The 26,971-nt window shown below is 48.2% G+C and carries 23 protein-coding genes; all 23 read right to left on the bottom strand.

Annotated elements, in window-relative coordinates; all coding sequences use genetic code 11:
• Positions 1-56: 56 nt before the first annotated feature.
• On the bottom strand, positions 57-389 hold the full coding sequence (locus DW088_RS06735; protein WP_002578947.1) for a plasmid mobilization protein: 333 nt from the start codon (positions 387-389) through the stop codon (positions 57-59).
• Positions 389-8,719 carry an LPD11 domain-containing protein gene (locus tag DW088_RS06730; protein ID WP_118360158.1) on the bottom strand — a complete coding sequence of 2,777 codons (8,331 nt, stop codon included), beginning with the start codon at positions 8,717-8,719 and terminating at the stop codon, positions 389-391. The genes DW088_RS06735 and DW088_RS06730 overlap by 1 nt, the downstream gene beginning before the upstream one ends.
• 18 nt (positions 8,720-8,737) lie before the next feature.
• Positions 8,738-8,941 carry a transposon-transfer assisting family protein gene (locus tag DW088_RS06725; protein WP_015564218.1) on the bottom strand — a complete coding sequence of 68 codons (204 nt, stop codon included), beginning with the start codon at positions 8,939-8,941 and terminating at the stop codon, positions 8,738-8,740.
• Positions 8,941-9,537, bottom strand: coding sequence for a YodL domain-containing protein (locus DW088_RS06720; protein ID WP_002304389.1), 597 nt, complete (start codon positions 9,535-9,537; stop codon positions 8,941-8,943). The genes DW088_RS06725 and DW088_RS06720 overlap by 1 nt, the downstream gene beginning before the upstream one ends.
• Positions 9,538-9,550: 13 nt before the next feature.
• Positions 9,551-10,396, bottom strand: coding sequence for an LPD16 domain-containing protein (locus DW088_RS06715; protein ID WP_002304387.1), 846 nt, complete (start codon positions 10,394-10,396; stop codon positions 9,551-9,553).
• Complete coding sequence (locus DW088_RS06710; protein WP_002578949.1) at positions 10,393-12,468, bottom strand: DNA topoisomerase 3; 2,076 nt, start codon at positions 12,466-12,468, stop codon at positions 10,393-10,395. The genes DW088_RS06715 and DW088_RS06710 overlap by 4 nt, the downstream gene beginning before the upstream one ends.
• 177 nt (positions 12,469-12,645) lie before the next feature.
• On the bottom strand, positions 12,646-13,878 hold the full coding sequence (locus DW088_RS06705; RefSeq protein WP_002304383.1) for an ATP-binding protein: 1,233 nt from the start codon (positions 13,876-13,878) through the stop codon (positions 12,646-12,648).
• Between the two features lie 151 nt (positions 13,879-14,029).
• Entirely contained in the window at positions 14,030-14,713 is a 684-nt protein-coding gene (locus DW088_RS06700) for a DUF4366 domain-containing protein (RefSeq protein WP_002578950.1), read from the bottom strand.
• A complete protein-coding gene (locus DW088_RS06695; protein WP_002304378.1) occupies positions 14,703-14,960 on the bottom strand; it encodes a DUF4315 family protein in 258 nt (85 codons plus the stop codon). Before DW088_RS06695 ends, DW088_RS06700 begins: the two co-directional genes overlap by 11 nt.
• Before the next feature lie 14 nt (positions 14,961-14,974).
• Positions 14,975-16,711 (bottom strand): C40 family peptidase, encoded by a 1,737-nt coding sequence (locus tag DW088_RS06690; protein WP_002304377.1) that lies wholly within the window; start codon positions 16,709-16,711, stop codon positions 14,975-14,977.
• A gap of 3 nt (positions 16,712-16,714) precedes the next feature.
• Entirely contained in the window at positions 16,715-19,102 is a 2,388-nt protein-coding gene (locus DW088_RS06685) for a VirB4-like conjugal transfer ATPase, CD1110 family (protein ID WP_002588967.1), read from the bottom strand.
• Entirely contained in the window at positions 19,062-19,496 is a 435-nt protein-coding gene (locus DW088_RS06680) for a PrgI family protein (protein WP_002304375.1), read from the bottom strand. The genes DW088_RS06685 and DW088_RS06680 overlap by 41 nt, the downstream gene beginning before the upstream one ends.
• 17 nt (positions 19,497-19,513) lie before the next feature.
• Positions 19,514-20,380: a VirB6/TrbL-like conjugal transfer protein, CD1112 family gene (locus DW088_RS06675; protein ID WP_002304374.1), complete on the bottom strand. Its 867-nt coding sequence runs from the start codon at positions 20,378-20,380 to the stop codon at positions 19,514-19,516.
• 25 nt (positions 20,381-20,405) lie between these two features.
• A complete protein-coding gene (locus tag DW088_RS06670) occupies positions 20,406-20,621 on the bottom strand; it encodes a Maff2 family mobile element protein (protein WP_002576404.1) in 216 nt (71 codons plus the stop codon).
• Positions 20,622-20,704: 83 nt separating this feature from the next.
• Positions 20,705-21,097, bottom strand: coding sequence for a helix-turn-helix domain-containing protein (locus DW088_RS06665; RefSeq protein WP_002304334.1), 393 nt, complete (start codon positions 21,095-21,097; stop codon positions 20,705-20,707).
• Positions 21,098-21,102: 5 nt separating this feature from the next.
• Positions 21,103-21,423: a hypothetical protein gene (locus DW088_RS06660; protein ID WP_002304332.1), complete on the bottom strand. Its 321-nt coding sequence runs from the start codon at positions 21,421-21,423 to the stop codon at positions 21,103-21,105.
• Positions 21,424-21,435: 12 nt separating this feature from the next.
• Positions 21,436-23,187, bottom strand: coding sequence for a VirD4-like conjugal transfer protein, CD1115 family (locus DW088_RS06655; RefSeq protein WP_002588968.1), 1,752 nt, complete (start codon positions 23,185-23,187; stop codon positions 21,436-21,438).
• Positions 23,187-23,669, bottom strand: coding sequence for a PcfB family protein (locus DW088_RS06650; RefSeq protein ID WP_002304320.1), 483 nt, complete (start codon positions 23,667-23,669; stop codon positions 23,187-23,189). The genes DW088_RS06655 and DW088_RS06650 overlap by 1 nt, the downstream gene beginning before the upstream one ends.
• A gap of 36 nt (positions 23,670-23,705) precedes the next feature.
• Entirely contained in the window at positions 23,706-24,017 is a 312-nt protein-coding gene (locus DW088_RS06645) for a DUF5720 family protein (protein ID WP_002304317.1), read from the bottom strand.
• Positions 24,018-24,027: 10 nt separating this feature from the next.
• On the bottom strand, positions 24,028-24,669 hold the full coding sequence (locus DW088_RS06640; RefSeq protein ID WP_002588969.1) for a DUF3846 domain-containing protein: 642 nt from the start codon (positions 24,667-24,669) through the stop codon (positions 24,028-24,030).
• Positions 24,670-24,723: 54 nt separating this feature from the next.
• Positions 24,724-25,251 carry a hypothetical protein gene (locus tag DW088_RS06635; RefSeq protein ID WP_002304315.1) on the bottom strand — a complete coding sequence of 176 codons (528 nt, stop codon included), beginning with the start codon at positions 25,249-25,251 and terminating at the stop codon, positions 24,724-24,726.
• 8 nt (positions 25,252-25,259) lie between these two features.
• Complete coding sequence (locus DW088_RS06630; RefSeq protein WP_002304314.1) at positions 25,260-26,186, bottom strand: ParB/RepB/Spo0J family partition protein; 927 nt, start codon at positions 26,184-26,186, stop codon at positions 25,260-25,262.
• The gene (locus DW088_RS06625) at positions 26,143-26,970 is read right to left on the bottom strand and encodes a ParA family protein (RefSeq protein ID WP_002304313.1); all 828 of its coding nucleotides are present in this window, start codon (positions 26,968-26,970) and stop codon (positions 26,143-26,145) included. The genes DW088_RS06630 and DW088_RS06625 overlap by 44 nt, the downstream gene beginning before the upstream one ends.
• Position 26,971: the final 1 nt, after the last annotated feature.

The following is a 26,971-nucleotide window of genomic DNA, read 5'->3' as shown; positions in this document are numbered from 1 at the left end:
TCAACCCTTATGTAAAAGCCGCAGCCGAAACTGCGACTTCCCAACAAGTTGTCGGATTACTGGATTGAGGACAGGCGAACAAGAACTTCTCTCATGTCCGTCCAGATCTCCTCCAGCCGTTTTTGCAAATCCTCAATGTCAGCACGATAGATGCTGCCTGTTTCGTTCGCTCGCTTTGCGTACTGGTTCAGGTTGTTGGAGCAGATTCGCAGGAGCGAAACCAGGGCTTTCACATCCTGCAAATCCAGTCTGATACAGTAACCATCCAGAGCCATTTTCCGCAGATAGGCTCCCATGCTGCGGATGCCAAGCTCGTCCATCTTCTCATGGATTCGCTCGACCTCCTCCTTGGATGCAAGGAAATGAACATCCTGATCTCGCTTTGCCATTACAACACCTCCTCACGGGTTTCAGAGTATTTTGCAGGCGGGATATGCTCCGCTTTGGATTTCAGATCAGCCAACACAGAAGGACGCTCTGACTCGCTTCTTTCGTCACGATTTTCCACAGAGTCCTCCATATTCAGGGCTGCATCCAGTTCTGCCAGTCGCTGACTTTTGGCTGTCAGCTCTGCTTCCTGCGGGAACGGTTTTCCAACCTCCGCCTTGGCTGCTTCCTGCTGATTGTAGAGATTATTCAACTGCTCATTGGCTCGTTCTAAGCGCTCAAGGATGCCTGCAAGGGCATTGTCCAGTCGGGTGATATTTCCTCGTGCGTCCGTTCCAAGGGCTACTCTGTGGCTCACAGCGCCCTTCAGGGTCACATCGAACTCGTTCCGGAAACTGTCAAACGAAAGCTCCATCTGAAAGCCACGGTAACTGCCAAGAGGAACCGGATCGGCACTTTTCGTGTCCTTACAAGCCGCAAGGAGGATTTCACCGGCATCTGCCTTTTCGGTGTAGGCTTTGCCCATGATTTCCATGCCGCAAAAGCCATCGGCAATCTGCGGGTGTGCTTCCACGGTTTTAATATCAGCTTCAAAGCCATGAATATAGCCTGTCTGCTTTTCAATCTCAGCCGGGAAGTATTTCAGAAGCTTATCTTCCATACGGTACTGCTGGCTCTGGTGGTCAGCTTTCAGCACCTTCAGCCTTGCCACATCAATGTCCAAGTCCATCTTTTCCTTGATAAGCGGATTGCCGGCACACAGCGCCTTGATCTCCGCATAGGACAGCGCCTGCTCATCCACATCGTCACAGGAGCGAACCGGTGATTTGGAGGTCATAATCTGAGAAATAAACTTCTGCTTGTTTTCCAAGGTCTGATACAGGTAGGCATCGAAGGTTCCCTCGGTCACATACTGATACACCTGAACCTCTTTGTTCCGGTTGCCCTGACGGATGATACGACCGTTTCTCTGGGTCATATCAGACGGACGCCAACCCACATCCAAGTGGTGAACTGCCACCAATTTGTCCTGGACGTTGGTTCCTGCACCCATCTTTTGCGTACTGCCAAGAAGCACTCGCACCTGCCCGGTACGAACCTTGGCAAAGAGGTCTTTTTTCTTTGCCTCGGTATCTGCATCATGGATAAAGGCAACTTCTTCCGCAGGCACACCGTTTGCAATCAGCTTGGTTTTGACATCATCATAGACATTGAAGGTTCCATCATTTTTCGGTGTGCTAAGGTCGCAGAACACCAACTGGGTCAATTTGTCAGCCTGACCGTCCTGCCAGATACGCAGGATATTTCCCACGCAGGCATTGAGCTTGCTGTCAGGGTCATCGGGTAACAGGGTGTTCATTAGCCGCTGATCCAGTCCCAATTTTCGTCCGTCGCTGGTAATCTTGAGCATATTATCGACGGACGGGTCTACAATACCGGCATGAACATCTGCTGCTCTCTCTGAAAGGGAAGCCACCATATCCTTCTGGTACTCAGAGGGCTGAACCACAACCGTTTCAAACTTTGCTTCGGGAACAGGGAGATGCAACTGGTCAGAGGTCTTGATGTCGGCAACCTCCTTGAACATATTCATCAGTTCAGGCAGGTTGAAGAACTTCGCAAATCGGGTTCTGGCACGATAGCCGGTTCCCTCCGGTGCAAGCTCAATCGCAGTTGTTGTTTCTCCGAAGGTCGATGCCCAGGAATCAAAATGGGTCAGGTTCTTTTGCTGGAGCGTACTGTACTGGAGATAGCGCATGACCGTATAAAGCTCGGTCATCGAGTTACTTACTGGAGTACCGGTTGCAAAGATCACACCACGCCCGCCGGTCAGCTCATCCATATAGCGGCACTTCATAAACATATCCGAAGATTTCTGGGCTTCGGAGGTGGACAGACCTGCCACATTTCGCATTTTTGTGTAGAGGAACAAATTCTTGAACGCATGGCTTTCGTCCACAAACAGCCGGTCTACACCCAACTGCTCAAAGGTAATGACATCATCTTTCTTGTCAGCGGCAAGGAGCTTGTCCAGTCTGGCTTCCAATGATTTTCGTGTTTTCTCCATCTGCTTGATCGTGAAGTTTTCGCCACGCTGCCATTTCAGCTCCGCAATCGCACCCTCGATCTCATCAATCTGCTCCCGCAGCTGCCGTTCCTGTCGTTCGGCAGAAAGCGGGATTTTTTCAAACTGGCTGTGACCGATGATGACTGCATCATAGTCACCCGTTGCGATACGAGCGCAGAACTTCTTACGGTTTGCTGTTTCAAAATCCTTCTTGGTGGCAACAAGGAGCTTGGCACTCGGATAGAGGTGCAGGAACTCGTTTGCCCACTGTAAGGTCAAGTGATTCGGCACAACGAACAGGGATTTCTGGCTCAATCCAAGCCGTTTACTCTCCATAGCCGATGCAGCCATCTCGAAGGTCTTGCCCGCACCAACTTCGTGTGCAAGCAGCGTATTTCCACCATATAGCACATGAGCGATAGCATTTCTCTGGTGTTCACGGAGGGTAATATCCGGGTTCATGCCGCCGAAACGGATATGAGAGCCATCATACTCACGAGGTCTGGTGGAGTTAAAAAGTTCGTTGTACTTGGTGGAAAGGGTTTCTCGTCTGTGCGGATCTCTCCAAATCCAATCTCGGAACGCATCCTTGATTGCCTGCTGTTTCTGCTGTGCCAGGGTAGTTTCTTTTTTATTGAGGACACGCTTCTGCTTACCATCTGCATCTTCAATCGTATCATAGATACGAATATCCTTCAGATTCAGCGTTTCCTCCAGAATCCGATATGCGTTGGCTCGCTCTGTACCGTAGGTGACATACGCCGCCACATCGTTGTAGTTGGGAGAACTCTTACCGTTGATGCGCCACTCTGCGGTCAGCTCGGAGAACTTGACCTCAATGGAACGGCGCAAGTAATACGGCGTTTCAAAGGTTTCCTCCATGAACTGCTGAATATAATCGGCATCAATCCATGTTGCACCCAAACGCACATCAATCTCGGACGCATCCAAGTCCTTCGGCTGTGCTTTCTGCAAGGCTTCCACATTGATGTGGAAGGAAGAATCCCTGTCTGCCGCCATCTGTGCGACACGCAGCTTGCTTCTTACATCACCGGAAAGGTAATCATCGGCAGTCTGCCATCCAACTTCCACAGCATCGGGAGCCATCGGGTCTTTGAAGATCACCCCTCGAAGCTCTGCCTGAATCGCATCGTATTCTCCAGGTGTTCCAAGCAGCTGTGCCATAAACGGCAAATCCACCTTGCCACGCTCACCGATAGAGATTGCCAGAGCTTCGGACGGCGTATCCACGCTCGTCACTCTGCGTTCCGGCTTGATGGTTCGCTTGGTGAACATATCCGCCTTGCTTTTCAGATTGCCGTCCTCATCCACATTTTCCAGAGAACACAGGAGATAGTAGGAGGAATCGTCAGCAAATGCCTGACCATTGGCTCGATTATTGATAAGCCCGTTCTTTGCGGCAAACGCATCGTAGGCATCATTCAGTTCTGCCTGTTTCTGAGTAATCATTTCATCCGGGTAATCCTCAAGCTGATATTCGATCAGCTCGTTGACGATACCACGAAGTTCCACCATGCCCATCACACGGTCTTTTGCTTTCTCATTCAGGTCTACACGGCGCATCAGGGAGTTTTCACGGAAGTACACATTGCCATCCACCACGGTATAAGAGAAATTCTTTACATCCGGGGTTGCAGGAATGGTTTCGATTTCCTTACCCTTGTCAGCTTCGGGAAGCTCCACAGCCTGATAGGTTCCTTGGATGTGGGAAACTGCTTCTTTCAGAAGTTCGGACAGTTCCATGCCCTCAATGGGACGCACTGTAATGTCCATGCCGTAGGCGGTACTTTCTTCCACCGTATCGCCCAGAACCATTTCAGGATGAGCGACAAAGTAGCTGTTCATGGTGTGTCCTTCTTCGGTGCGGTCAAGGTTTACCCATTCCGGTACAATGTCAATCGGATGGTCACGCTTTTGCAGGAACAGGATGTCGGACACGACTTCCGTGCCTGCGTTTTTCTTAAAGGCATCGTTTGGCAGACGGATTGCACCAAGCAGTTCCGCCCTCTGCGCCATATATCGCCTTGCGTCAGAGTTCTTGGAATCCATGGTGTAACGGCTTGTCACAAAAGCGACCACACCACCGGGACGAACCTGATCCAAAGCCTTGGCAAAGAAATAGTTGTGAATGGAGAATCCCAGCTTGTCATACGGCTTGTCGGACACTTTGTAGTTGCCGAAAGGGACATTACCCACAGCCAGATCGTAAAAGTCTCGGCGGTCTGTCGTTTCAAAACCGGCTACTTTGATTTCTGCGTTGGGATAGAGCTTCTGAGCAATTCTGCCGGTGATGGAATCCAGTTCCACACCATACAAACGGCTGCTCTGCATTTCAGGAGGGAGCATACCAAAGAAGTTGCCGATACCCATAGCAGGCTCCAGAATATTTCCTGTTTCAAAGCCCATCTGTCCGACCGCATCGTAGATGGAGCGAATGACCGTAGGGCTGGTGTAATGTGCGTTCAGGGTGGAAGCTCTTGCCGCAGCATATTCATCTTCGGAAAGCAGGTTTTTCAGTGTCTGATACTCCTTCGCCCAATTTCCCTTGTCCGGGTCAAAGGCATCTGCCAGACCGCCCCAACCGACATAATTCGACAAAATCTCCTGTTCTTCGGTAGTGGCGTTCCTGTTCTCGCTTTCCAGTTTGAACAGAGTTTCAATGGCTGCGATGTTTCTTGCGAATTTCTGCTTCGGTCCACCTTCACCGATGTTGTCATCCGTGATGTGGAAGTTCACCGCAGGAACAGGTGGGATTTCTCTGGTGGTGATGGACTGCTCAAGCTGAGCGATAATGTCCATGACTTCGGCATTCTGCCATCCGTCCACCTGGGCATAATCCTGAATGATGGTGTCCTTTCCATCTACGCACTGTACGAAGTCCAGACTACCCGGCAGATCTCTGGTATTCATTGCACCCAGGGCTTTTCTCTGCGTGTCAGGAAGTGCATAGTAGGCTCGCAGGGCATCATCAAAGGAACTGTATTCCTTGATGTCCAGCGCACCCCGCTTCTGAATGTCCTCGGCAACATAAAAATGATCGATGAAGTGTTCCGGTTCCTGCTGTTCGGGTTCCGCACTGGCTCTGACCTGTGCGTGTGCCTTTTCGTCAGGGTAGTCCCCATAGATACGGATGCACTTATGCTCCTGCTGATCGTAAACGGCAGCACCATCGTACTTGAATCCGTCATCCTCCATGGTTCCGTCCACATAGCCCTGGGCAGCTTTTTCCGCTTCTTCCAGAGTGTAGTAGTCCAGTTTATCATCGAAGCCGTTTTCAAAGTGATGGTAGGCGGCAACCAGATAGCGGGGAGCCATGCGCTCCTCGTAGCTGTTAATCATCTCAGGTGTCAGCCATTCTGGTTTGTCGGGAATCATTTCATACAGCTCACGCATCTTGGCAATCTGTGCATGGCGGTTGCCTGCCCACAGATGCTTTTCGCTGTGCTGTCCTGCACCAAGGAAGTATTCGCAGTCCATACGCAGACGGTCTAACAGCTGATACTCAGGGGTGTAGTCCCTCGGTTCGGTTTTGCCCAGAAAATCCTCTGTAACGGGCTTTTCTTCGGTTTGGGCATCAACCCTTACCGCATGGTTTCTTTCGTCCTGAGAGAGCATACGCTCGAAATTCTCACGATTCTCGGCACGGAAGATGGGATAAGCAAGCGTAGGGTCACGCAGCTGAACTTCTCTGTCCGTGATCTGCTCCACACGGAAAGCTGTATCGTCCAGATATACCGTGTCACCGACCTGATAATTCCATTTCGGTTCCTCGGAAGCAGATGCTTCCACAACTTCGGCAGGCTCTGCCACAGGCGCTTCTGGCTGAACCGACTCCATCGCAGCTACGGACTGACGAACTTCCTCCAAATAGTCATTGGCAAGCCATTCGTCCGTGAAGTATTCCGTAACGCCTTCCGGGTCTACATAGTAGTCATCGGTCTGATTATCCCAGATCGCATACTCGCCATCCTCGGTATCAATCACTGCGAAACGGTCATAAACATCTTCCAACGGATCAGTTTTAGCTTCTTCGATAGCCTGTCGTTCCGCTTCTTCCTCCGGGCTGAGGTAGCGTCCCTTTCGTATCAGACCGTCGATTCTCTGCGCCACCTGCGCCCAGGACATCTGCAATTTATCGCAACCGCTCTTGGTGTAAGCAACACCCTTGGCATCGTGATCCTGACCGCTGTGCGTTGCACCAGAGCAGGCATGGGAATGACCACCGGTTCCGTATTCATGCTTCAGGAAGTCCATCTTTTCCTTGGCAGAATGATTCTCCTGCCAGTAGTTATAAATACGGGCTTTACCACCGGAAAAGCCGCTTCCACGGGTCAAGTCTGCATTGACTTCATCATCCGTAATGAACTGGCGGACAAGGGGCATCTGCATCATATCGGTCTGATACTCACGCAAAGGCATATTCAACTCATACAGCTGTTTCTGAATGAGATTCAGCTTGTGATAGTGAAAACGAAGCAGATCGGGATTTTCCGCAAGGGTTTTTCTAAATTCCGAATACTGCTGTACCAAGGTTGCGTGGAAACGAGGGTCATCCAACTTTTCAGCCAAGTCTGCGGTTTCGTCAGGGAAACCACGAAACGGTTCCTGATGAAGAATTGCCAGATAGTTGCTGGAACGGGCTTCTTCACTCAAATCGTGATAAAGATGCCACAGGGATTCTGCCAACTTCTGACGCTCATATCCGGATGCTTCTACCAGTTCCACATTAGTTGCGAACCGACCATTTTCAAGCAGTTCTCCAATGCGCTCGGCAACCGTTTCCCAAGAAACGATCTGCGCTCTGGGGCTGTCAATGGCAGAGGAACCTTTGGCAAGGTGGATACCGTCCTCGGCATACCACGCACAGATATTCCCGCTATCTTCTTTCAGACCATAGCCGCCGTGATAGACCTGCTTTAAGGTCTGAACGATTTCTTCCAACGGCTTCTGCTTCATATATTCCAGCGCTACGACTTTTCGGGCTTCATCGGTATTGCTACCAAGCAGAAGGAAGTGGTCGATTTCTTCCTGGGCAAAAGAAAAAGCAGAGGGCGTAAAGCTCTCTGCTCGGTCGATAAAACTGATTTGTTCATTTTCGGAGAGGAAAAGGTTCAGACTCAGCTGTTGATAAGCTCCGTCATCACGACTTCCTCCGCCTGTGCTTTCAGGCTGTTCATGTGCTGCACCCACGCCATCTGCTGCGTTTCCTTGTCCGGTGCGGGGCTGTCCTTCAGGTACTGCTCCATCAGAAACTCCACTCTGGCTTTCGCTGTTTCCTCGATCTCCCACAGGTGCGGGAACAGGCTCTCCGTCAGAATCATGTCGTTCAGGAGCATCGGATTGTTCTGTTCCAAAAATGCTCGACGCATCCTGCCGTACTTGCCCAGAGGTTTCTCTCCCTCGTTCTCCAACTGAAGGTTCGGAATCTGATAATCTCCGGCCTGTCTGTAAGTCATCTCGCTCATAATCTGTACTCCTTTCGGTAGCTTTAATCTGCTCATGTTCTCCAATCGCTTTTTCGATTTCCTGAAACATCCTTGTGCTGATGGCATTCACCGCAGTACCAAGGGCATTTACCGTCTGTCTGGTGTTAAAATCAAACACCTTCTGGAAATCCTCATGCTCGAAGTAGTTGTCGGGACTTTCCACGAACCGGCAATACATCGTATAGGATACGCTGTTTGCCACCGCATTTTTGAAAGCTACTTCGATGTTGAGTTCATCATACTCCTCAAGGAAGCTGTTGGCAACGATGTCGAGGAACTGCTTTTTGTAATCGTCCCAATACTCAGCCGCCAGTGCGGATGCAATATCTTCAAGCTGTGCTTCCAGTACCCCGTCAGCGGCAACACCGAAGGTACGCTCCATCGCTTCCATGACATAGGAGCGGTTTTCAGGCGTCACCTCCCACGGTTTCAGTTCCGGGGAAGAACGGCGAACGCCGGTATCCGCCACATCAAACACATAGCGCAGATACGGTTTATCCCTGTTCATCACAAACAGAGCAATGCCGGTAGAGCCACGCTTTACATATCTGCGGTAATTTTCAGCGTTCCAGTCCTCATAGGGCTTGCAAAAGGTCGCATTGGGGCGCTGAGCATAAATCATCACCTGTTCCGGATAGGTGAACTCATAGTTGCGGGACATCGTTCTCAAAAACGAAGTCCAGTTATCTGTGTTCGAGGTGATTTTCCCAATCGTTTCTTTTGCTAATCCGGAATAAAATCGCTCTTTTGCGTTCATTGTATCCCTCCAATCCTATCAATCCGGATAAAGGTTCAGCTTCTCAAAGGCGGCATCGTCCATGGCTGAAACTTTACGGAGAACCGAGTCTGCCAAAGCAAAAAGCTCTGACTCGTCCTCCGAAAGCTGTTCCTTCATCAGTGTCAGTGCTTCACACAGCCCTGACCTTGTGCCAGGGCTGTAAAGCATCATCATGTTCCGCTCATCCTGTGTGAAATCCATCATTCAATCTCCCTTTCCGGGTGGCTCTTGGGCGGCTTATGGGAAACATCCGGCACGGGCTTTTCCTTTAACTGCTCCAACACCGAAGGACGTTCCTCTAATCCGGACGCTTTTCCGTTATTGATGATACCGTCAATCATCCCATAATCATCTTCCATTGCCATCTCTGCGTTTTTCAGGTAGTTTTCGGACTTCATAAAGTTTTCCAGCTTCTGAAACCCAACAGAATCTACATAGTGAAAGGATACCTCACCGACTACCTTTAAGGCTACGATGTCGCTGACCGACATACTGTGACCACGGAAATCATCCGGGTGGTCAATATTGAACTTTACATACAAATCTTCCAGCTGCCGATTCACATCCTCGGACATAGAAATGGAGCCATGATAGACCACCTCGTAACGGTCAATCTCAGGCTCCATTTCTTTCTTCTGAAGGTAGCTGTAATTTGCAAACATGAGCGGGATATTATCGTCTACATCTTCCCGCAGCTGAAGAATCGCATAGGAATCCGTGGGGCTTTCCAGAAAAGCAACCATTCTGTCATCCGGGGTGGTATTTCCGTGAACATCATCCCATTTTTCGTTTTTCATATCCGTGTCCTCCTTATCGTTCAGGCTCTTTGCGTTTGGGAGAGGGACTGGCAGGCGCAGCTTTTTCTGCGGCCTGTGCCAGTTTTTCCATGACCGACTCACGCTTCGGAGAGTCGAGCTTATCCAGCTGACTTTTCAGCACTTTGGCAACCTCAACCGCAGTTTCCTCACGGGCTTCTTCAATGGCTGTATTCAGGAACTCACGATACGGAGCCGTATTACCAGCGGCAAGATCTGCCTTGATTTCTTGGATATGCGCCTGCACATCATCGACCTGATCCATATATTCATAGGGGTCGAAGTTCTCTGCAAAACGGTCGAGCTTAAAAGCAAGCTCAGCGATAGGGTCATTGACCACCACCGCCTGTCTGCCGACTTCAAAAGCCTGCTCCATGACATCCTCATAGAACATTGCCCGCAGTTCCCGGCGCTCCAGCCCGAAGGATTCCAGAATATCCCGGCGGACTTCGAGCATGGACAGTTCAGGGTTATCAACCTGACCGCCATCAATCTCGTTGTAGTTTTCATCCAACAGGGTGTAGTCGTAACCATCTTCGCAGGTCTGCACCGCAAGGATTCTATCCTTTCCGACCTTCCATGCGGCTTCATCGCCCATAATCTCAGGCTCCGGCATATAGCTTGCGCCGTTGCGCTCCATAATTTCTGCAAACTGGCAGATATGAAACACATTGTATCCGATCTGCGTATGATACTCGTCAATGAAGGTGCAGGGCTTCACAACCATTTCATCCGGGTAGTGAATCTGCACACAGCTGCCATCGGGGATATGAAACAAATCCTTATAATGGCTGTCGATAAATCGGATTTCCTTACCATCCGGGTTGTACTCATTTGTCATTTGCGCTTTCCTCCATTTTCAAATTCCATACTGAACTTCGTTTTGCCATCATCTGATACCTCCATAAAGACGGTGGCATCAAAGGTGTTGCCCGTTCTTTCGGACTTGCAATTCTTGAGCTTTACCTTGCCGGAACCAAGCAATTTCTGCGCCGTGGCAGAAGTCATGCTCTTGCCGATGCTCGCAAAGTAGCGATTGTTTTTCCAGAGGGCAAATTTGCAAGCTCTGTTGGAACAGAAAAATGCCTTGGCTTTGTCCTCTACAGCACTGCCGCAGAGCGGGCATTTGCCGATAGAATTGGCTTCTTTCGACATCATAACCTCGGAATCACGGATTACTTCATAGTTCTGAATCAGACCGGCAATCACATCTTTGATCTCGTCCATAAAGTCCTCGCTGGCATATTCGCCTTTCTCAATGAGCAACAATTTTTCTTCCCAATCCGCCGTCATGGATGGGGACTGAATCTGTTCCGGCATGACTGTTACCAGAGCCGTACCCTTGTGGGTCGGAATCAGGTGTTTGGTTTTCTTATCACCCTTACGCTCCAGAAAACCGATGCGAACCAGCTTCTCAATGATACCGGCACGGGTCGCAGGCGTTCCCAAACCTTTGCGCTCCACCTCATCAGGCATTTCGTCCGCACCGGCAGTTTCCATAGCAGAAAGCAGAGTATCCTCGGTAAAGTGTTTAGGGGGAGATGTTTTCCCTTCCTTGATTTCCGTGCCGCTGACGGTCATTTCGTCACCAACGGAAACAGAAGGGAGTGTCTGCACGTTTTCGTCGGATTTTGTCGAATCATTTTTCTGAACCAGAGCTTTCCATCCATCCTGCACAACAGTTTTGCCTTTGGTGGAAAACACGGTACCGCCACAGTCCAGCTCAATAACTGTCTCTGCGTATCGGTGCGGATCGCCAACAGCTACGCACAACCGATTCGAGATCAGTTGCAAAATTGCAAGTTCACCCTTGGGAAGTTCGCTCAGATTGCATTTCTGCAATTCTCTGGTCGGAATGATGGCATGGTGATCTGTGACCTTTTTGTTATTCACAACCTGCTCTGCATGAACTGGTATGTTATCCACATCCTCCACGGGGAATGTGTGGAAAGCCAGCTTTACGAGGTCGGTCAGGCTATGTGCCATATCTTCCGTCAGAAACCTGCTGTCGGTACGGGGATAAGTGACCAGTTTCTTTTCATAGAGGTTCTGCGTGTAGTCCAAGGTCTGCTGTGCCGTGTAGCCAAGCACACGGTTGGCTTCTCTCTGTAAACTGGTCAGGTCATAGAGCGCAGGCGGCTTTTCTGTTTTCTCCTTACATTCAGCTTTCTGAACGATTGCCACCGAACAGCTTTGTTTGACAGCTTCGGCTGCTGCCTTGGTTTTGAAGCGTTCGCTTGCAGCCGTAAAACCATCCAATCCAATCTGAACTGTGTAGAACAGTTCAGGCTTGAATGCGGAAATGGCAGCTTCTCGCATAACAGCCATAGCAAGGGTAGGGGTCATAACACGACCAACATTCAGGGTCTGCCCGTAAAGGGTCGAAAAAAGTCGAGTAGCGTTAATACCAACAATCCAGTCGGCTCGTTCTCGACACAGTGCTGCTTCATACAAAGCATCATATTCCGTTCCAGACCTGAGATTTTCAAAGCCCTCCTTGATTGCTACATCTTCCATCGAGGAAATCCAAAGCCGCTCAAACGGCTTTCTGCACCCGGCTTTGTGGTACACCAACCGAAAGATCAGCTCGCCCTCACGACCGGCATCTGTTGCACACACAAGACTCGCAACATCTTCTCTGGCCATGAGCTTTTTCAGAATCCCAAACTGTTTTTTCGTACCGGCAGAAACCTCATACTGCCAGTCCATCGGGAAGATAGGAAGGTCTGCATAAGCCCATTTGCTGTACTTCGCATCATAGACTTCCGGCTGTGCCAGCTCCACCAAATGCCCTACACACCAGCTGACCACATATCCGTTTCCCTCTAAGTAGCCATCCTCACGCTTGGCAGCACCTAACACTTTGGCAATACTCTGTGCAACCGAAGGCTTTTCAGCCAAAACTAATTTCATTTGCATCTGCTCCTTTCACAAAAAAATAAGCAGCCACACACCGTAGTGCATGACTGCTATGTAAAAAGTTCGGAAAGGATTTTTGCAACCTGATACAATTTTCTGTTCTACAATCTCCGTCATAATAAAAATATCTCCATCATTTCAAAAGAGAATGACGGAGATATTTCACCTTGCTTATTCTTGTAGCAACCAATCGGCTATATCGTGAATTTCGATTCCTTCATAGCTATATTGGGGATGTTTGGTTCTGGCAATAATCATTTTCGGATAAGCGTCTCGAATCTGAAGCAGAGGAGAGCATTCTCTCTCAAATGTTTCCTGCCCGGAAATGTTGTCGCTGACCTGAATATAAATCTTTTCGCTACCTCTCTGAGCAACAAAGTCGATTTCCTTTTGATAGAGCTTGCCGACATAGACATCATATCCACGGCGAAGAAGCTCGATACAAACAACGTTTTCATATACTCTGCCATAGTCTATATTTCTGCTTCCCAGTATTGCATATCGAATACCGCTGTCACACAAATAGAACTTTTCAGAGCTTTCAAGGTATTTCTTACCTCGGATGTCATATCTCTTAATATCATAAAATACAAAAGCATTGCACAAATACTTAATGTACTTGCCGACGGTTACATGATTGGTTGGAGTCTCATTTGCTGTCAGTAGCTGACTGACCTTATTCGGAGAAGTCAGGTTGCTGATATTATCCATAAGGAACTCGCTCAGACGTTGTAAAACCAAAGTGTCCGGGAGAGTATATTTCTGTACCAAATCCCTTGTAACAATCGTTTCGTAGACCTCTTTGATATAGTTTGTTCTGTCTTTTTCGGTTCTATAAGCATAGGAACCTGCTAAACCGCCCTTGATAGCGTACTCATCAAAGAGCTTATCTTTGTCACTAATATCATCATAATACTGGCAATATTCCTGGAAGCTGAAAGGAAACACATGAATTTCAATATAGCGTCCGGTAAACAGAGTTGCCAGATCTGCACTCAACAGGAAAGCATTAGAGCCTGTTACATAGATGTCGTATTTTCCCTTAGAGTACAGGCTATTGATTGCCAACTCAAACTTGGGACACATCTGAACCTCGTCTACAAACAGGTAGTTCGTTTTTCCTTCCTGATAATGTTCTTCCACATAGGCGTGTAAGGCATGGTATTCCTTGATTTCTTCATACGCCAAATCCATGAAGTCGATGAAGATAATATTGATGTTTTCAAAATTGCTTTTCAGATACGCAATATACGCCTGCATCAATTTGGACTTACCAGATCGACGAATGCCCGTGATGATCTTGATGTCAGGAGTACCATTCAGTTCAATGATTCTATCGAGATATTTTGCTCTCGTGATTGTTTTCATATAGTCACCCGCTTTCAAAAATTGAAGTTTTTTCATTTCTCGAAACCGCTTCGCTGTACTTATTATACTGTCTGCTAATAGTATATGCAAGATGTCACTTTCAAAAACGCAAATTTTTTTATTTTTTGAAAGCGGAAACTATGTAAAGGCAACCCGAAGGCTGCCCCAGGCATCAAGCCTATCCTGTTTACACAGGTTCATTATCATCTTCATCGACGGAGCTATCTTCATCGTCGTCCTCAAACTCCGGATCGTACCCATAGTCCTCGTCATCGTCCACATAATCAGCATCTGGGTCAGGCTTTGCCGCTTCCTGTGCCTTCTTCTTTTCCTGGACTTTCTTAAATACGAAGAATCCACCACCACAGGCAAGCACAATCAGAGTAAGAATCGCCGGGAGCATATTTGTGGATTTCGGCTTTTCCTCCGGTGTCGGTTCTGTAATTTCAGGAACTGTTTCAACTACTTCCGGCTTTGTTTCCTCAACCGGCTTGGTGAACTCTGCAACTTCTTCCTCGTCCATCAGCTTGAGCAGGTCGGCTTCATCCACCTGATTCAGAAAATGCACGGTTTCCTCGCCCTTATCATCACGGTCAATGATGATATAGAAGTAGTTTCCGTTTTTGGTTACAGCGGTAATGAACTGCTTTCCGCTTTTCGTAGGCGAGCCAGCGTCATCAACCAAAGTCAGATTGCCGTCGGGAGTAAGCGGTAGCATCGGCTCCTCCGGCTCTGTTTCGGGAACTTTTTCTTCGACCGCAGGTTCTTCAGTCGCTACGCTTTCATCTACATAGGCAAATGCCGTTGTAGAAAACACGCCAAAACACATTGCACACGCCAGCAATGCGGCTCCAATTTTCTTAAATCTCATTCTGCGTTTCCTCCTCATTCATAGTATTGATCGTATCAGGCTTCGGAGCCATATCCGCAGCAAACATACGGAGCAGCTCGGAAAGCTGTTCGGGATTCAGGTTCGCAGCATGAACCATCTCATGGATTTCGGAATTTTCCTCCTCACGGTATCTGCGTTCCAGGTCTTTCACCTTAGCATCCCATTCTGCCCGTTTCTTACGGGCTTTTTCAAGGTCTGCACCTATTCTGTCTAACTTGGCACTCAATCGCCATCCCTCCTTTAGTTTCTGATTCTGCCGAAGCAGTAAAAATGCTGTTGCCAGTAATTCGATTCGATAGAAGCGTAGGAAATGGGGTTTCCGCAGTGGATCATCATACCATTGCCAACATAGATACCAACGTGTGATGCACCGGAGGTATCATAAGTGCCTTGGAAGAAAATCAAATCTCCCGGTTTGGCAGAGCTTTTCGGGATAATGTCGCATACGCCCATCAAACCGTTTGCGGTCAAACGACCAACACTCCAACCGTTTCCGCAGTGATTGATTACATAGGAAACAAATCCGGAGCAGTCAAAGGAGGTAGACGGGCTGCTGCCGCCCCACACATACGGGTATCCCAGATATTTTTCAGCTTCCCGAATCATATTGGCAAATCTTGTGTCTGTCAGCGCTTCGCCCGGAATATCATAATCGGTGTACTCGCCGCCAGGGGTGGCGTAAATGTCATTTCCGAAAATATCCGGTCTGTTGCCCCTTGTCTGAAGCAAAATTCTATATCGCTCCATATCATCTTCCGACAAGCCGGAATTTGAAATCACACTGTTCAAGCCCTTATTTCTGAGCTTCACATTCAGAATATAATATTCGTAATCTTCTTCCTCTGTTGTTGTCTCTCCCGTTTCGGGATCAGTAGAAGATGTTGTTCGTGTACGAATCTCTACTACTTCCGTCAGGGTCAGCTCATATTGTTGCTCAAATAGCCATTGCAGGGTAGCCTGCACCTCATCTCTGGTGTAATCCTCAAACTTCACCGTCAAATACGCCGCCAGCTCATAAGGATTGTGGTTGATTTCATCAAGGTCATACCGGTACTCGTCATATCCGCTATGAGTACGCTCGATATTATTGATTTTATTGCGGAGCGCAGCTTCCAAAGCCTTGTAATCATTGTCCGCACCAATAATATCTTCCTCTTTTGCAGTAAAAGAAGTTCCCAGAATGATCTGTGTGCCGCCTTGGAACATAGCCGAACAAGACGAGAACATCCCTGAGAGTATCATAAAAAGCAGTCCGGCAATCAAAACAAACAGAATCGTTTTAGAGTGTGTGGTGCAGAACTCCGTTACTCTTTCTGTGATGTTCTTGGCTCCCTGAGCTGCTTTGCCCGTTGCCTTGCCTGCACCCTTAGATGCAGAAGCCGTTGTCGAAGCGGTATTCTTACCGGCTTTGGCGGCAGCATATTCTTTCTTGATTGCCCTTTTCTGTTGCCAACGGGAAAAGGGATTGGAACCGGCATCGGGGTTGTCCTTTTTGAACTTCTCATACAGGGCATTTACATTTGCTTTATCTGACTTCTCAACCAGCTTTTCCGCCTTGTCGTAGGCTTTCAGCTTGTGACTGTAAACGGCATGATCGACGGTATAGACAGTGGATTCAACAGCCTTGGTCGTTTCCTGCACAGCCTGAACGCCGATATTATCATCCTCATATTCTGACACCGCCCGATGTGCTTTGGATGTGAGCGTGACTGCGGCACCACGGCTTGCCATGTGCTTTGCCACAGATGGGCGCTCGATTTCCGTAAACTCCGCTTTTTCAAAACGGAGCTTTGCTTTACGGGAACCGGCTGCATCTGTTTCCAGCTTTAGCTTCGGCTTTGCCTTTTTAGAAGCCAATTTGTCTGCCGCTTTTTCAGCCCTATCAACCGCCTTATCTGCACGGTCGGCAGCTTTCTTCACATGAGAATCTGCAAGGTCATCTTCGGTAAAACGGAGTCGTGTAGGTCTTTTCGCCATACATTACGCCTCCTTTTCCTGTGCCACCTCGTTTAACTTCGTGGTCATAATGCGATACAGTTCCAGATCTGTCGGGAATCGGTCAATGAACGGCAGAATCACATTGCCATAGAACAGAAGTCCTTCGCCCTCACCGGAGTTGGTTACATAGGACAGCTGATGCGGCGAAATGTTCAACCGCTGTGCCAGAATACTTCGGTCATCGCTTGCCTGATTCAGCATATAGATGAAATCAGAGTTTTCGAGGATGTTGGCAATCTCCGGGGAACGAAGCAGGTCTTTGACATTCTGAGTAATACCGGTCGGCAAGCCGCCCCATTTACGGAATCGCTTCCAGATTTCTACGGAATAGGTTGCCGTCTGTTCTTCCTTCAGAAGCAGATGGAACTCGTCAATATAATATCTGGTCGATTTACCGGCAGAACGGTTGGCAGTTACACGCCCCCAGACCTGATCCTGAACGATCAGCATACCGATTTTTTTCAGCTGATTGCCCAGCTCCTTAATGTCGAAGCACACCAGACGATTCTGAATATCCACATTGGTTCTGTTGTTAAACAGTTTCAGAGAACCCTTAACATAGATTTCCAAGGCGGTCGCTACATGGTGGGCTTCCTTTTCGTCCTGTTTCAGAAGGGCATCATACAAATCCTCAAGGATCGGCATATTCTCAGGGGCAGGATTGTCGAAATATCTCTGGTAAATCTGATGCACACAACGGTCGATAACCGTCTTTTCGATAGGCTGCAAGCCATCCTTACTGCCCATAATCAACTCACAGAGGGACAGGATAAAATCAGCTTTCAGTGCTACCGGGTTGTCATCCTCAGAGTAGTTCAGGTTGATGTCCATAGGGTTGATATAGTTGGTACTGGAGGAGCTGATTTTTACCACCTGACCATTGAACTTGTGAACCAGAGCCGCATATTCCGCTTCGGGGTCGCAGATGATAATATCGTCATCCGTAACCAGGAACGCATTGGTGATTTCACGCTTTGCGGAAAAGGATTTACCGGAACCGGGAGTACCCAGAATCAGTCCGTTGGGGTTCTTGAGCTTCTTTCTGTCCACCATGATAAGGTTGTTCGACAGAGCATTCAGCCCGTAATAGAGCGTTTCTCCACCATTCTGGAACAGCTCCTGCGTGGTGAAAGGCACAAAAATAGCCGTGGAACTGGTAGTCAGGCCACGACGAATCTCAATCAGGTTTTGTGCCAAAGGCAGGCTGCTCATCAGTCCGGATTCCTGCTGAAAATCCAAACGACGCAGATTGCAGTTATGCTTCTGGGCGATGCTCTGTGCCTGGAACACATTGTTCTCCAGTTCCTGCTCGGTGCGCCCGGTGTTCAGCACCAGAAATGTCACCATGAACATTCGCTCATTCTGGCTCTGCAATTCTTTCAGAAGTGACTTCGCATCTTTACCATAGGTAGCAAGGTCAGATGGGATAATGTCCATGTCATAGCCAGAACGCACAGCCTTTTTCTGTTCCTCGATTTTGGAACGGTCAAGCTCGGTGATGATTCTCTTGATGGTCTTAATCGCCGCAGTCTGGTCAACCGACTGGATGTGCATGGTCACGATCTGCGTGGATTCCATATCCAGAAAATCCGCCAGCATACGATCAGACAGGTCTGATGCCGTAATTGCCAGATAAGACATCGAACCGAAGATACTGCCCATCTGGAAGGTGCGGTTGGTCTTAAAGGCAAACGCCGTCGGAGCAATGAAGTCCTTTACGGACAGCCCGGATTCCACAAGATACTTCCAATCGAAGAAGAACTTATCATTATCACCCATGTGGAACATAGAGTGCATCAGATGCAGCCGCTCTTTGCCGTTCATGGTAGTGGCAATGACACCCAAACGCCGAAAGTTATTGAGCAGATCGTTTTCGATATGGTTGAGTCTCGGCTTTGCCTGCCGCATGGATTCGGCTTCAATGCCGAATGTCAGGTACTTGGTTTTGGTCAAGCCGTTGTTGCCCTGCGCCAACTGCTTTTTCAGCATCTGGCTATACTCGGCACGGACGGGATTGAAGCTGTCCTTCTTGAACGGGATACGGATACTCTTTTCAAAGCTTTCAGCATCGGTACTCAGGTTCATAAAGGAAAGCTCAAAGTGAATGGAGCTGTCAAAGAAATTCAGGAAACTGCACCACTCATCGAAGATGGCAGTCTTATCTTCCTGCTGTGCCAGCTGATAGTTGATGTCCTGAAACTGAATGGTCTTGGTGTAATAACTGTCAGTGACACGGCAGATGCCATCCGGGAACATTCTCTGAAAGGGAATGGACTGCTGTGCAGTCTGCGGAATACCGTTGTCCTTCTTTGCCCGTTCCACAACAGCTTTAATTTCTCGCTGCTGCTTCCGATTCAGATTTGCAGGCATTTTGATGTTTCTTGCCTGTGGCTTCTTTTTGAAAAACAATTCGTTCAACCTCCTTTTCCAGTTTGTACTGACGCATCAAAGCGTCATAATAGTTGTCCGTCTGATAAGGGCGAACCTTGGGACGAACGAATTTGGTCTGAATGAAGTGTTCTACAACCACTTCCAACGGCTGACTATCCTTTTCATACATTGCCAGAAAGAACAACGGTAACATGACGATCATCATGGACAGTGCTGCAAGGCTCACATTTCCGGTTGCTTTGACCAGAAAGAAAATCGGCACTCCGATGAGCGCCGCCGCACCAAAGCAAAGTAACTGCCGTTTCGTCAGATTGAAGAACACTTTTGTTTTTACCCTCGTCAGGTCACGAGGTACGGGAATATACGCTGCCAAACAATTTCCTCCTTCCCTTAGTGAGCGCTGAATACACCCTTCGCAAGCGAACCAGTCTTAAACAGGGTGAAGCACAAAAGGACGGTGTAGCCCATAACACCCCAGATAGAACCGATGATGTCATCACTGAATGCGATAGACTGAATCAGCACCGCATAAATGCCCACGCAGATCATAATCAGGAATCCCTGGAATCCGATTGCAAACAGCGAACGCAGATAATTCTGTCCGATATTGCTCTGTTCTCTGTTTCCAAAAGTGGAAAGCGGAATCGGGGCAAGGCTGACCATCAGATAAATTTCAATCATTCGACCGTAGACGATCACAAAGATGATGATTGCCAAAGCGGACATCGTGACCTGCACGATAAAGGATTGCAGGAACAAGCCGAGCAAAGGACCCAAATCCATTGCCATCAGCGTTTCTTCCATTGTTTCCAATGCCGAAGCATCTATGGCAGTATTTCCGGATATGATACCGGCGCTTGCGTTTATAACGTGCTGTGTCACATCAAACACAGCCATCGTGATATTGAATGTGTTTGTGATTAACATGACCGCAACAAAAGTCTTGAACACCCATTTGAAGAAGATCCAGGTTTCAAAATTTGCCAGATTGTTGTGGTCAATAATCATCTGAATTAGCTCATAACAGGCAATGAAGGTCAGAATCAAGCCTGCGATTGGGATAATCACTGACTCGGAGATGTTTCGTACCATGGCAAAGACACCCGGCGAAAAATTCGCCGGGGTCATGCCAACGGAGGTTGCTATCTCGCCAACCTGGTTGTTGACGGACTCAAACATCCCCGACAGATTTCCCATAATAGCTGAAACGAGCATTTCTTTCAGCCAGTCTGTGATCTGTTGGAGTATGCTGTCCAAAGGCGATTACCTCCTTGTTTTGTGATTAACCGAACAGTCCGGAGAGCAGAGGTACAAGGGTGGTGCCGATGAGGGCAACACCGCCGCCAGCCATGAGCTGCTTCATGCCCTGGGACTTTGCGCCGGGGTTATCGTTGCCGTAGCCCTCAAGCAGATTGATTGCACCCCAGATGCCAAGACCTGCGCCCAGAGCGATAACGAGAGTCTGAAGAACGGTTACTGCGCTATTGAAAAATGCCATAATATTTTCCTCCTAAAATTTGAAATTGTTTTGAGAATAGAAAAAGCCCTCCGTACTACCGGCATCAAAACCGGACGGAAGGCTTAGTTTACGAGAATCTTTTCAAGGAACTCCTCGACGGTTATCACGCCAAGTTTCTGTTCCATTCTGCTTCTTGCATATTCAGTTTCACAATCATATATATCACCACCACCTTTCATAAGAAACAGCCAATACATTGACTGCAACAAATCTTCACGAGAAGCACAGATTGTCGGTGAAAAAACGACAGGTGAAACCTTCAGAACCTCTGCGAGTTTCGCTGTGGTTTCTGCATTAGGGGTTCGAGCGTTTTTCTCATACTGAGCAATACGGACATCCGCTGTTTTCTCGGAATACCCCATCAGGAGTCCAAGCTCTTTCTGGGTAAGGCGGCGAAATCGTCTAACGAACTTCAATCGCTGCCCAATAGAGGTATCCGTGATCCACCAAGTCATTTTTTTTACACCTCGCTTTCTGCAAATTCTCGATATACAACCTCATTTTTTGCTCTGCGCTTGCCTACGGCTTCACTGGGAGCAAGGTCAGGGTAGGTTGCCTGCACTTTCTGTCTGCTTCTGCGGACAGTTTCAAACCCCGGAAAGCTGCGTCTATCCAGTTCCTTCAAAAACACAGGAACCGTCATGGCATGAATGTCGATGCCACGCAGACCGGAATAGTGTTCCAGTACCATCAGGTACAAATGATTGTCGGTATTTCTTGCCTTGTGGTCGTGTTCCAAGATGTTCTTAACCAGGGCAGATACCGTTTTCAGATTTTCCAAACAGAAACCTCCTTAATCCGCATCGACTACCACAAACTCATCACCTGCCTTGAGCTTCAACCTTCGACTCAGAAACTGCTCAATGTTGAACTCATTTCTCTTATCAAAGTCTGATGTGTACTTATAATTGGGGTGCTGCGTCAGATCGTACTTGTCAGAAAGAAACGGTCTGACACCACGCAACTGCAAAATACACTTGCTGCCATCCAGAACCGCAAGCTCATCTACGCTCGCAAGGTCTTTGCCTAACTTCTGATAATTCAAGCCGTAAGACGGGCTGTTACCTCTGGTGTTGGAGGTGTTGTAGGTGTCGATAGTTTCTTTTCCCAATGCCTGATTCAGTTCTTTGAGCGTGGTTGGCTCAGAACCACCCAGGAAAATTCGGGAATCCATGTTGCCGATGATGGTATCGGCATTGTCTTTATAAATGGCTTTCAGCTGTGATTGTGCCTGGAGAACAAGGCAAGCCGATATTTCACGGCTTCGGATTGTCGCTACCAGTTTTTCCAGATTGGGAATCTGACCGATGTTTGCCATCTCATCAATCAAGCAGCGCACATGAACCGGCAGTCTGCCGCCGTACACATCATCTGCTTTCTCGCACAACAAGTTGAACAGCTGTGTGTAAATCATGGAGATCAAAAAATTAAACGTCGCATCCGTATCTGACATAATCAGAAAGAGCGCCGTTTTCTTATCTCCGAGAGTATCCAACTGCAACTCGTCATAGGCAGTCACATCTCTGACCTCCTGAATATCAAAAGGAGCCAGACGAGCGCCGCAGGAAATCAAAATCGACTTAGCGGTCTTGCCGGCAGCCAGCTTGTATTTTTTATACTGACGGACTGCAAAGTGATTCGGCTTTTTCTTTTCCAGGGCTTCAAACATCAGATCCACCGGGTTCTGGAACTCCTCATCATCTTCCCGCACCTCCATTGCGTTCAGGAACTCAATCAGGGTGGAGAAATTCTGTTCCTCAACCGGAGCTTCATAGTGGATATATCCGATCAAGGCACAGTAGAGCAGCGTTTCCGCCTTCGTCCAGAACTCATCACCGGCTTTTCCATCACCCTTTGTGTTGGCAATCAGCGTTGTCACCAGTTTCAGAATGTCTTTTTCTGAATGGATATAGGCAAATGGGTTATAGTGCATCGACTTCTGAAAGTTGATGGTGTTGAAAATCTTGATGGTGTAGCCATGCTTCAAAAGGGCGTTGCCGCACTCAATCACGATGCTGCCTTTCGGGTCAGTGACCACATAGGAACTGTGCATCTGGAGAAGGTTTGGCTTCAACCAAAAGCGAGTTTTACCGGAACCCGAACCGCCGATAATCAGAACATTCTTATTTCGGGCATTGGCAGGATTCTTCGGGCGATTGCTCATCATCAGCCGCTCCGTTTTCGTCAGGATCACATTGTCCTCGAACTTTGGTGCAATAAACGGCTCAATATCTTTTGCCGTTCCCCAACGAGCAGAACCGTACTCAACATTGTGTCGGTACTTCTTTGCGTTTTTGCCTTTTAGATAGACAGCCAGCCGAAGTCCTGCGCCGCAGAGAATACCAATCAGCAAATCCAACGGGTGAAAGCTGGGAAACGGATTGTTCAGGGCTATCGGAAGGGCATGAAAAAAGCTGAGGATTTTCGCAGATGAATCTGCCCCCTCAGCCAATCTCCATGCTTCTCCTAAATTCGTAGCGAACAACCCTACCAGAAAATACGGTAAATTCAGAATCAGGAGCTTTTTCATTTTTCTCTTATCCATCACAGATCACGCTCCTGTTTCTTCTCTCGAACCTTCTTCGGAATCGCTGCGACAATTTCCTTGAACTTCTTCAGCTGCGCCAGAACGCTCGGCTTTTCATTCTTGGTTAATGCCCTTGCCTGATGTTCCTTGCAGATTGCATCCAAAGCATCTGCATCTTTAGAACGGACAAAAACAAGAAACCGGGGAGGATCAACGGACTTATCTTTTCTTACGGCAAAGTCCACGCCATACTTCTTGGCGAGCTTTTCAAAATCACGGATACTCTCTTTGTCGATCTCAACATTCGTAGCACCCTGATTCTGTCCCAAAAGCTGTTTCACGGATTGCTTTCCATGAACGGCAGGGTCTCGTGCCTTTTTCATCTTCACTTTTTCCCGGTGCTGCAAATACTTGCGGATACCGGCAATGATAGTGCGCCCCGTCAGCTTGGTTGTGCTGATCGCCAGGTTTACTGTTCTGTTTTCAACTTCTTCCTGCATGATTCATCACCTCCTGCAAGCAGTAGAGTGAACAGATTATCGTGCCATATCTCTGTGGTCGTAATACAGATTGCCCTTGGCAACTGCGGCATGGCTGATAATCTTGATATTGCCAGCTTTCTGGTTATCCAGAGCCTTCTGATAACCCACATCGCTCAAATACAGGCGATTTCTTTCGCCTTTCCAACCGACAGGCGATTCATCGGTCAGCACATCGAAAATAATCATGTGCTTGGTGGCGTCATCAAATCGTGCCAAGTCCATATAGGTATGTCCCTGGTACTCCTTGGCACCATCCTGAATCCGCTTTCGCTCCATCAGCTCTCCAATCGTCGAATTTCTTTGCATAAGAACCTCCTTACAGAACATCTCGGTCAGGGTTACTTTTGTGGGGAACCGAATCAGCTTTGACAGGTGCATCTTCTTTCTTCACCATGTCATCCGGCAGGGGAAGCGCCATAATGCTGCGCCCCATGCGTACAAAAGTCTCAGGCTGATGAAAGTGTTCCTCAAACTGCTTCATCAGTTCCGGGGACAGAGAACAAAAATCATCCTCGCCCAATCCCACAACCAGAAAATCACCGGCGATAATGTCATAAATATCGCCGTCATCATCACGCAGCGCACGGTTCAGTTCTTTGCCTACGAGTTTACCTTCGTCGTGCATCACCAGTGCAACCGGCTCATTGAACGGATAAGTTGCCTCAATATCGCCACCTACGGCTTTCTGCAAATCCTCCAGCTCACAGCCGATCTGCACAGCCTGCGGATACATGAACGGCTTTACCAGCAACACATTCATGGTATCTGCCTGTTCTTTCTGAACCTCCCGTTCCTCGGTCGTGCCGAACGCAACACCGGTAAAGTTTTCGGAGTCCAGAATGTACTCCGAATTGTAATAAGCGGCTCTAACCTGTTCCTCTGCCGCATCGTGAGATTCTGCTTGCACCGTAACCGTTTTCTCCAAGGTTTCGGTGATCTTCACATCGTATTCTTTCAAGTTTCGATACCTCCGTTTCTTTGGAAATAAGAAAAGCGACCATCCATGAACCTGTTACAGTTCATAAATAGTCGCATCCACATCGGCTAAAAGCTCGAACAAGCAAATATCGTCCAGTTCGCAAATCAGGGAACCCATGTCGAAGAAAATATCGTCCTCGCATTCCACCGTAGTAACCACGCTGCGGTGTTCGTTAAGACAAATGGCTTCTTCCTTGTCCATCGTGATCGTAGACATACAGGACACCACATAGAATGTCATATCTTCTGCTAACCACAGCTCCTTGCTCTGAATCGTGCGAACTTTTTCATCGCCGCTCATATCTTCTACATAGGACAGAAGCCGCACGGCTCTGCTGTTCAGAAGTACCTTTCCCTGATAGTCGATACCCTCACCAGCAGAGGACAATACTCGATACTCGCTAATCATCTCGGCATTTTTCTGAAACGACTTTGCCAGAAGCGCAGGAGAAATATCATCGAACTCCTCACTGTAGTTTACGAGCATATCTACCATATAATCAGGATCGCAAAGGTCGTAGAGTTCTTCCAAAGCGCCCTGAATGTTTTTGGGTGTAAACATTTTTTACCTTACCTTTCCATTGATTTTTCTCTTTTTTTCTGCCATTGCTCCAAAAGCTGAATGATTTTATCCTCCATCTGCTTGTTGGTATAGGACTTCGGGAAGTATTTTCGCAACGAATCCGTTTTGAAGGTTACTCTGTCCAGCTCTCCCTTCTTGATTTCATTCATAATCTCGCACATCGCATCCAGCGTACACTCGCCCTCCTGTGCGAGCTTTTTAATTCGCTGTGCTTGCGAAAGGGAAGGAGCTGCTTGAGCATAATCCATTGCAGAAAGAAAATCCTTCTGTTCTTCACTTGCCAGATAGGAAAGCTCCACCGCAGGATTGAATTTGATCTGACCCGTATCTACCATATCCAGCAGTTCCGGAATCAGTTCGGTCAGACGGATATAACGGTGTACCTGATTTCTGCTTTCTCCTGCCTCCTGACCGACTATATCCATTGCCTGCAACTTCATCCCAACTTGGGATGAAGTTAAATCGGTGCGTTGACCTTGATGTTTAATCGCATCCAGCTTCATCTTATAAGCAAATGCTCTTTCACTCGGCAGGATACTCTCCCTCTGCAAATTCGCATCAACCATCAAAATAATGGCTGCATCATCGTCCAGGTCACGAACAATCGCAGGCATGGTTTCCTTACCCGCAAGCTCCGATGCCCGGTGCCGCCTGTGACCAGAAACGATTTCATAACCACCGTCGGGGTCAGGACGGACAATCGCAGGAGTGAGAACTCCGAAATCTCGGACGCTCTCTGCCGTTTTCATCATTTCTTCATCATCAACCACACGGAAGGGGTGTCCCTCAAAGGGGTGTAGCTCAGAAAGCGGAATTTCCTGCACACGCTCCTGCTGGGCTTCAGCTCTGGATTGATCGGTGGAGAAAATATCATCGTACCCCTTCAAGCTGATGTTTGCGCCTTTTTTCTGCATTGTTTAACACCTCCTTCGTCAGAATTTTATAGGCTTCGGCAACTTTGCCTTTGGGATCATGCTTGAAGATACTGGTTCCCTCTGCGCTGATTTCCTCTGCACGGACAGAGCGGGGAATGTCGGTCTTGTAAACCTTCAGCTTTCCGCCGTAGCTCTCCCGAATCAGATTGCTGATGTCTTTGGAGTAGTTGGTGCGGCTGTCCACCATCGTCAGAAGAATCCCTTCAATCCTCAGTTTCGGGTTGATTTGCCTCTTGACCTTGTTGATGGTTCCAAGCAGCTGTTCCAGACCCTTTGCAGGAAGGTATGCTGCCTGAACCGGTATCAGCACATTGTCGGCAGCTGCCAACGCATTGACGGTCAGCATACCCAAAGACGGCATACAGTCAAGAAGAATGTAATCATAATTCTGTTTGACTGTATCCAGGTATTGCCGGAGAATGGTTTCCCGGCTCATGGCATTGACCAGTGCTACCTCCATACCTGAGAGTTCGATGTTGGACGGCACCAAATCAACGCCCTCCGGATGATGAAGAATCCCTTCATCGGGAGTAATAGGGTTTTCCATCATAATCTTTCCCATCAGATCGGAAAGTGTCGGAGACAGATCATCCGGGCAGGGATTGCCCAAACTGACCGTCAGGGAAGCCTGGGGATCGGTGTCTACCAGAAGCACCTTTTTTCCTTCAAGAGCCAAGCCAACGCCCAGATTCTCGGTGGTGGTGGTCTTTCCAGTGCCTCCTTTCTGATTGACCACCGCAATGATGGTTGCTTTTTTCGACATT

This window comes from Butyricicoccus sp. AM05-1 (assembly GCF_003474415.1).
Lineage (GTDB): Bacteria > Bacillota > Clostridia > Oscillospirales > Butyricicoccaceae > Agathobaculum > Agathobaculum butyriciproducens.
The sequence above is the reverse complement of the archived record's forward strand: the minus strand, read 5'-3'. Positions and strand labels throughout refer to the sequence as shown.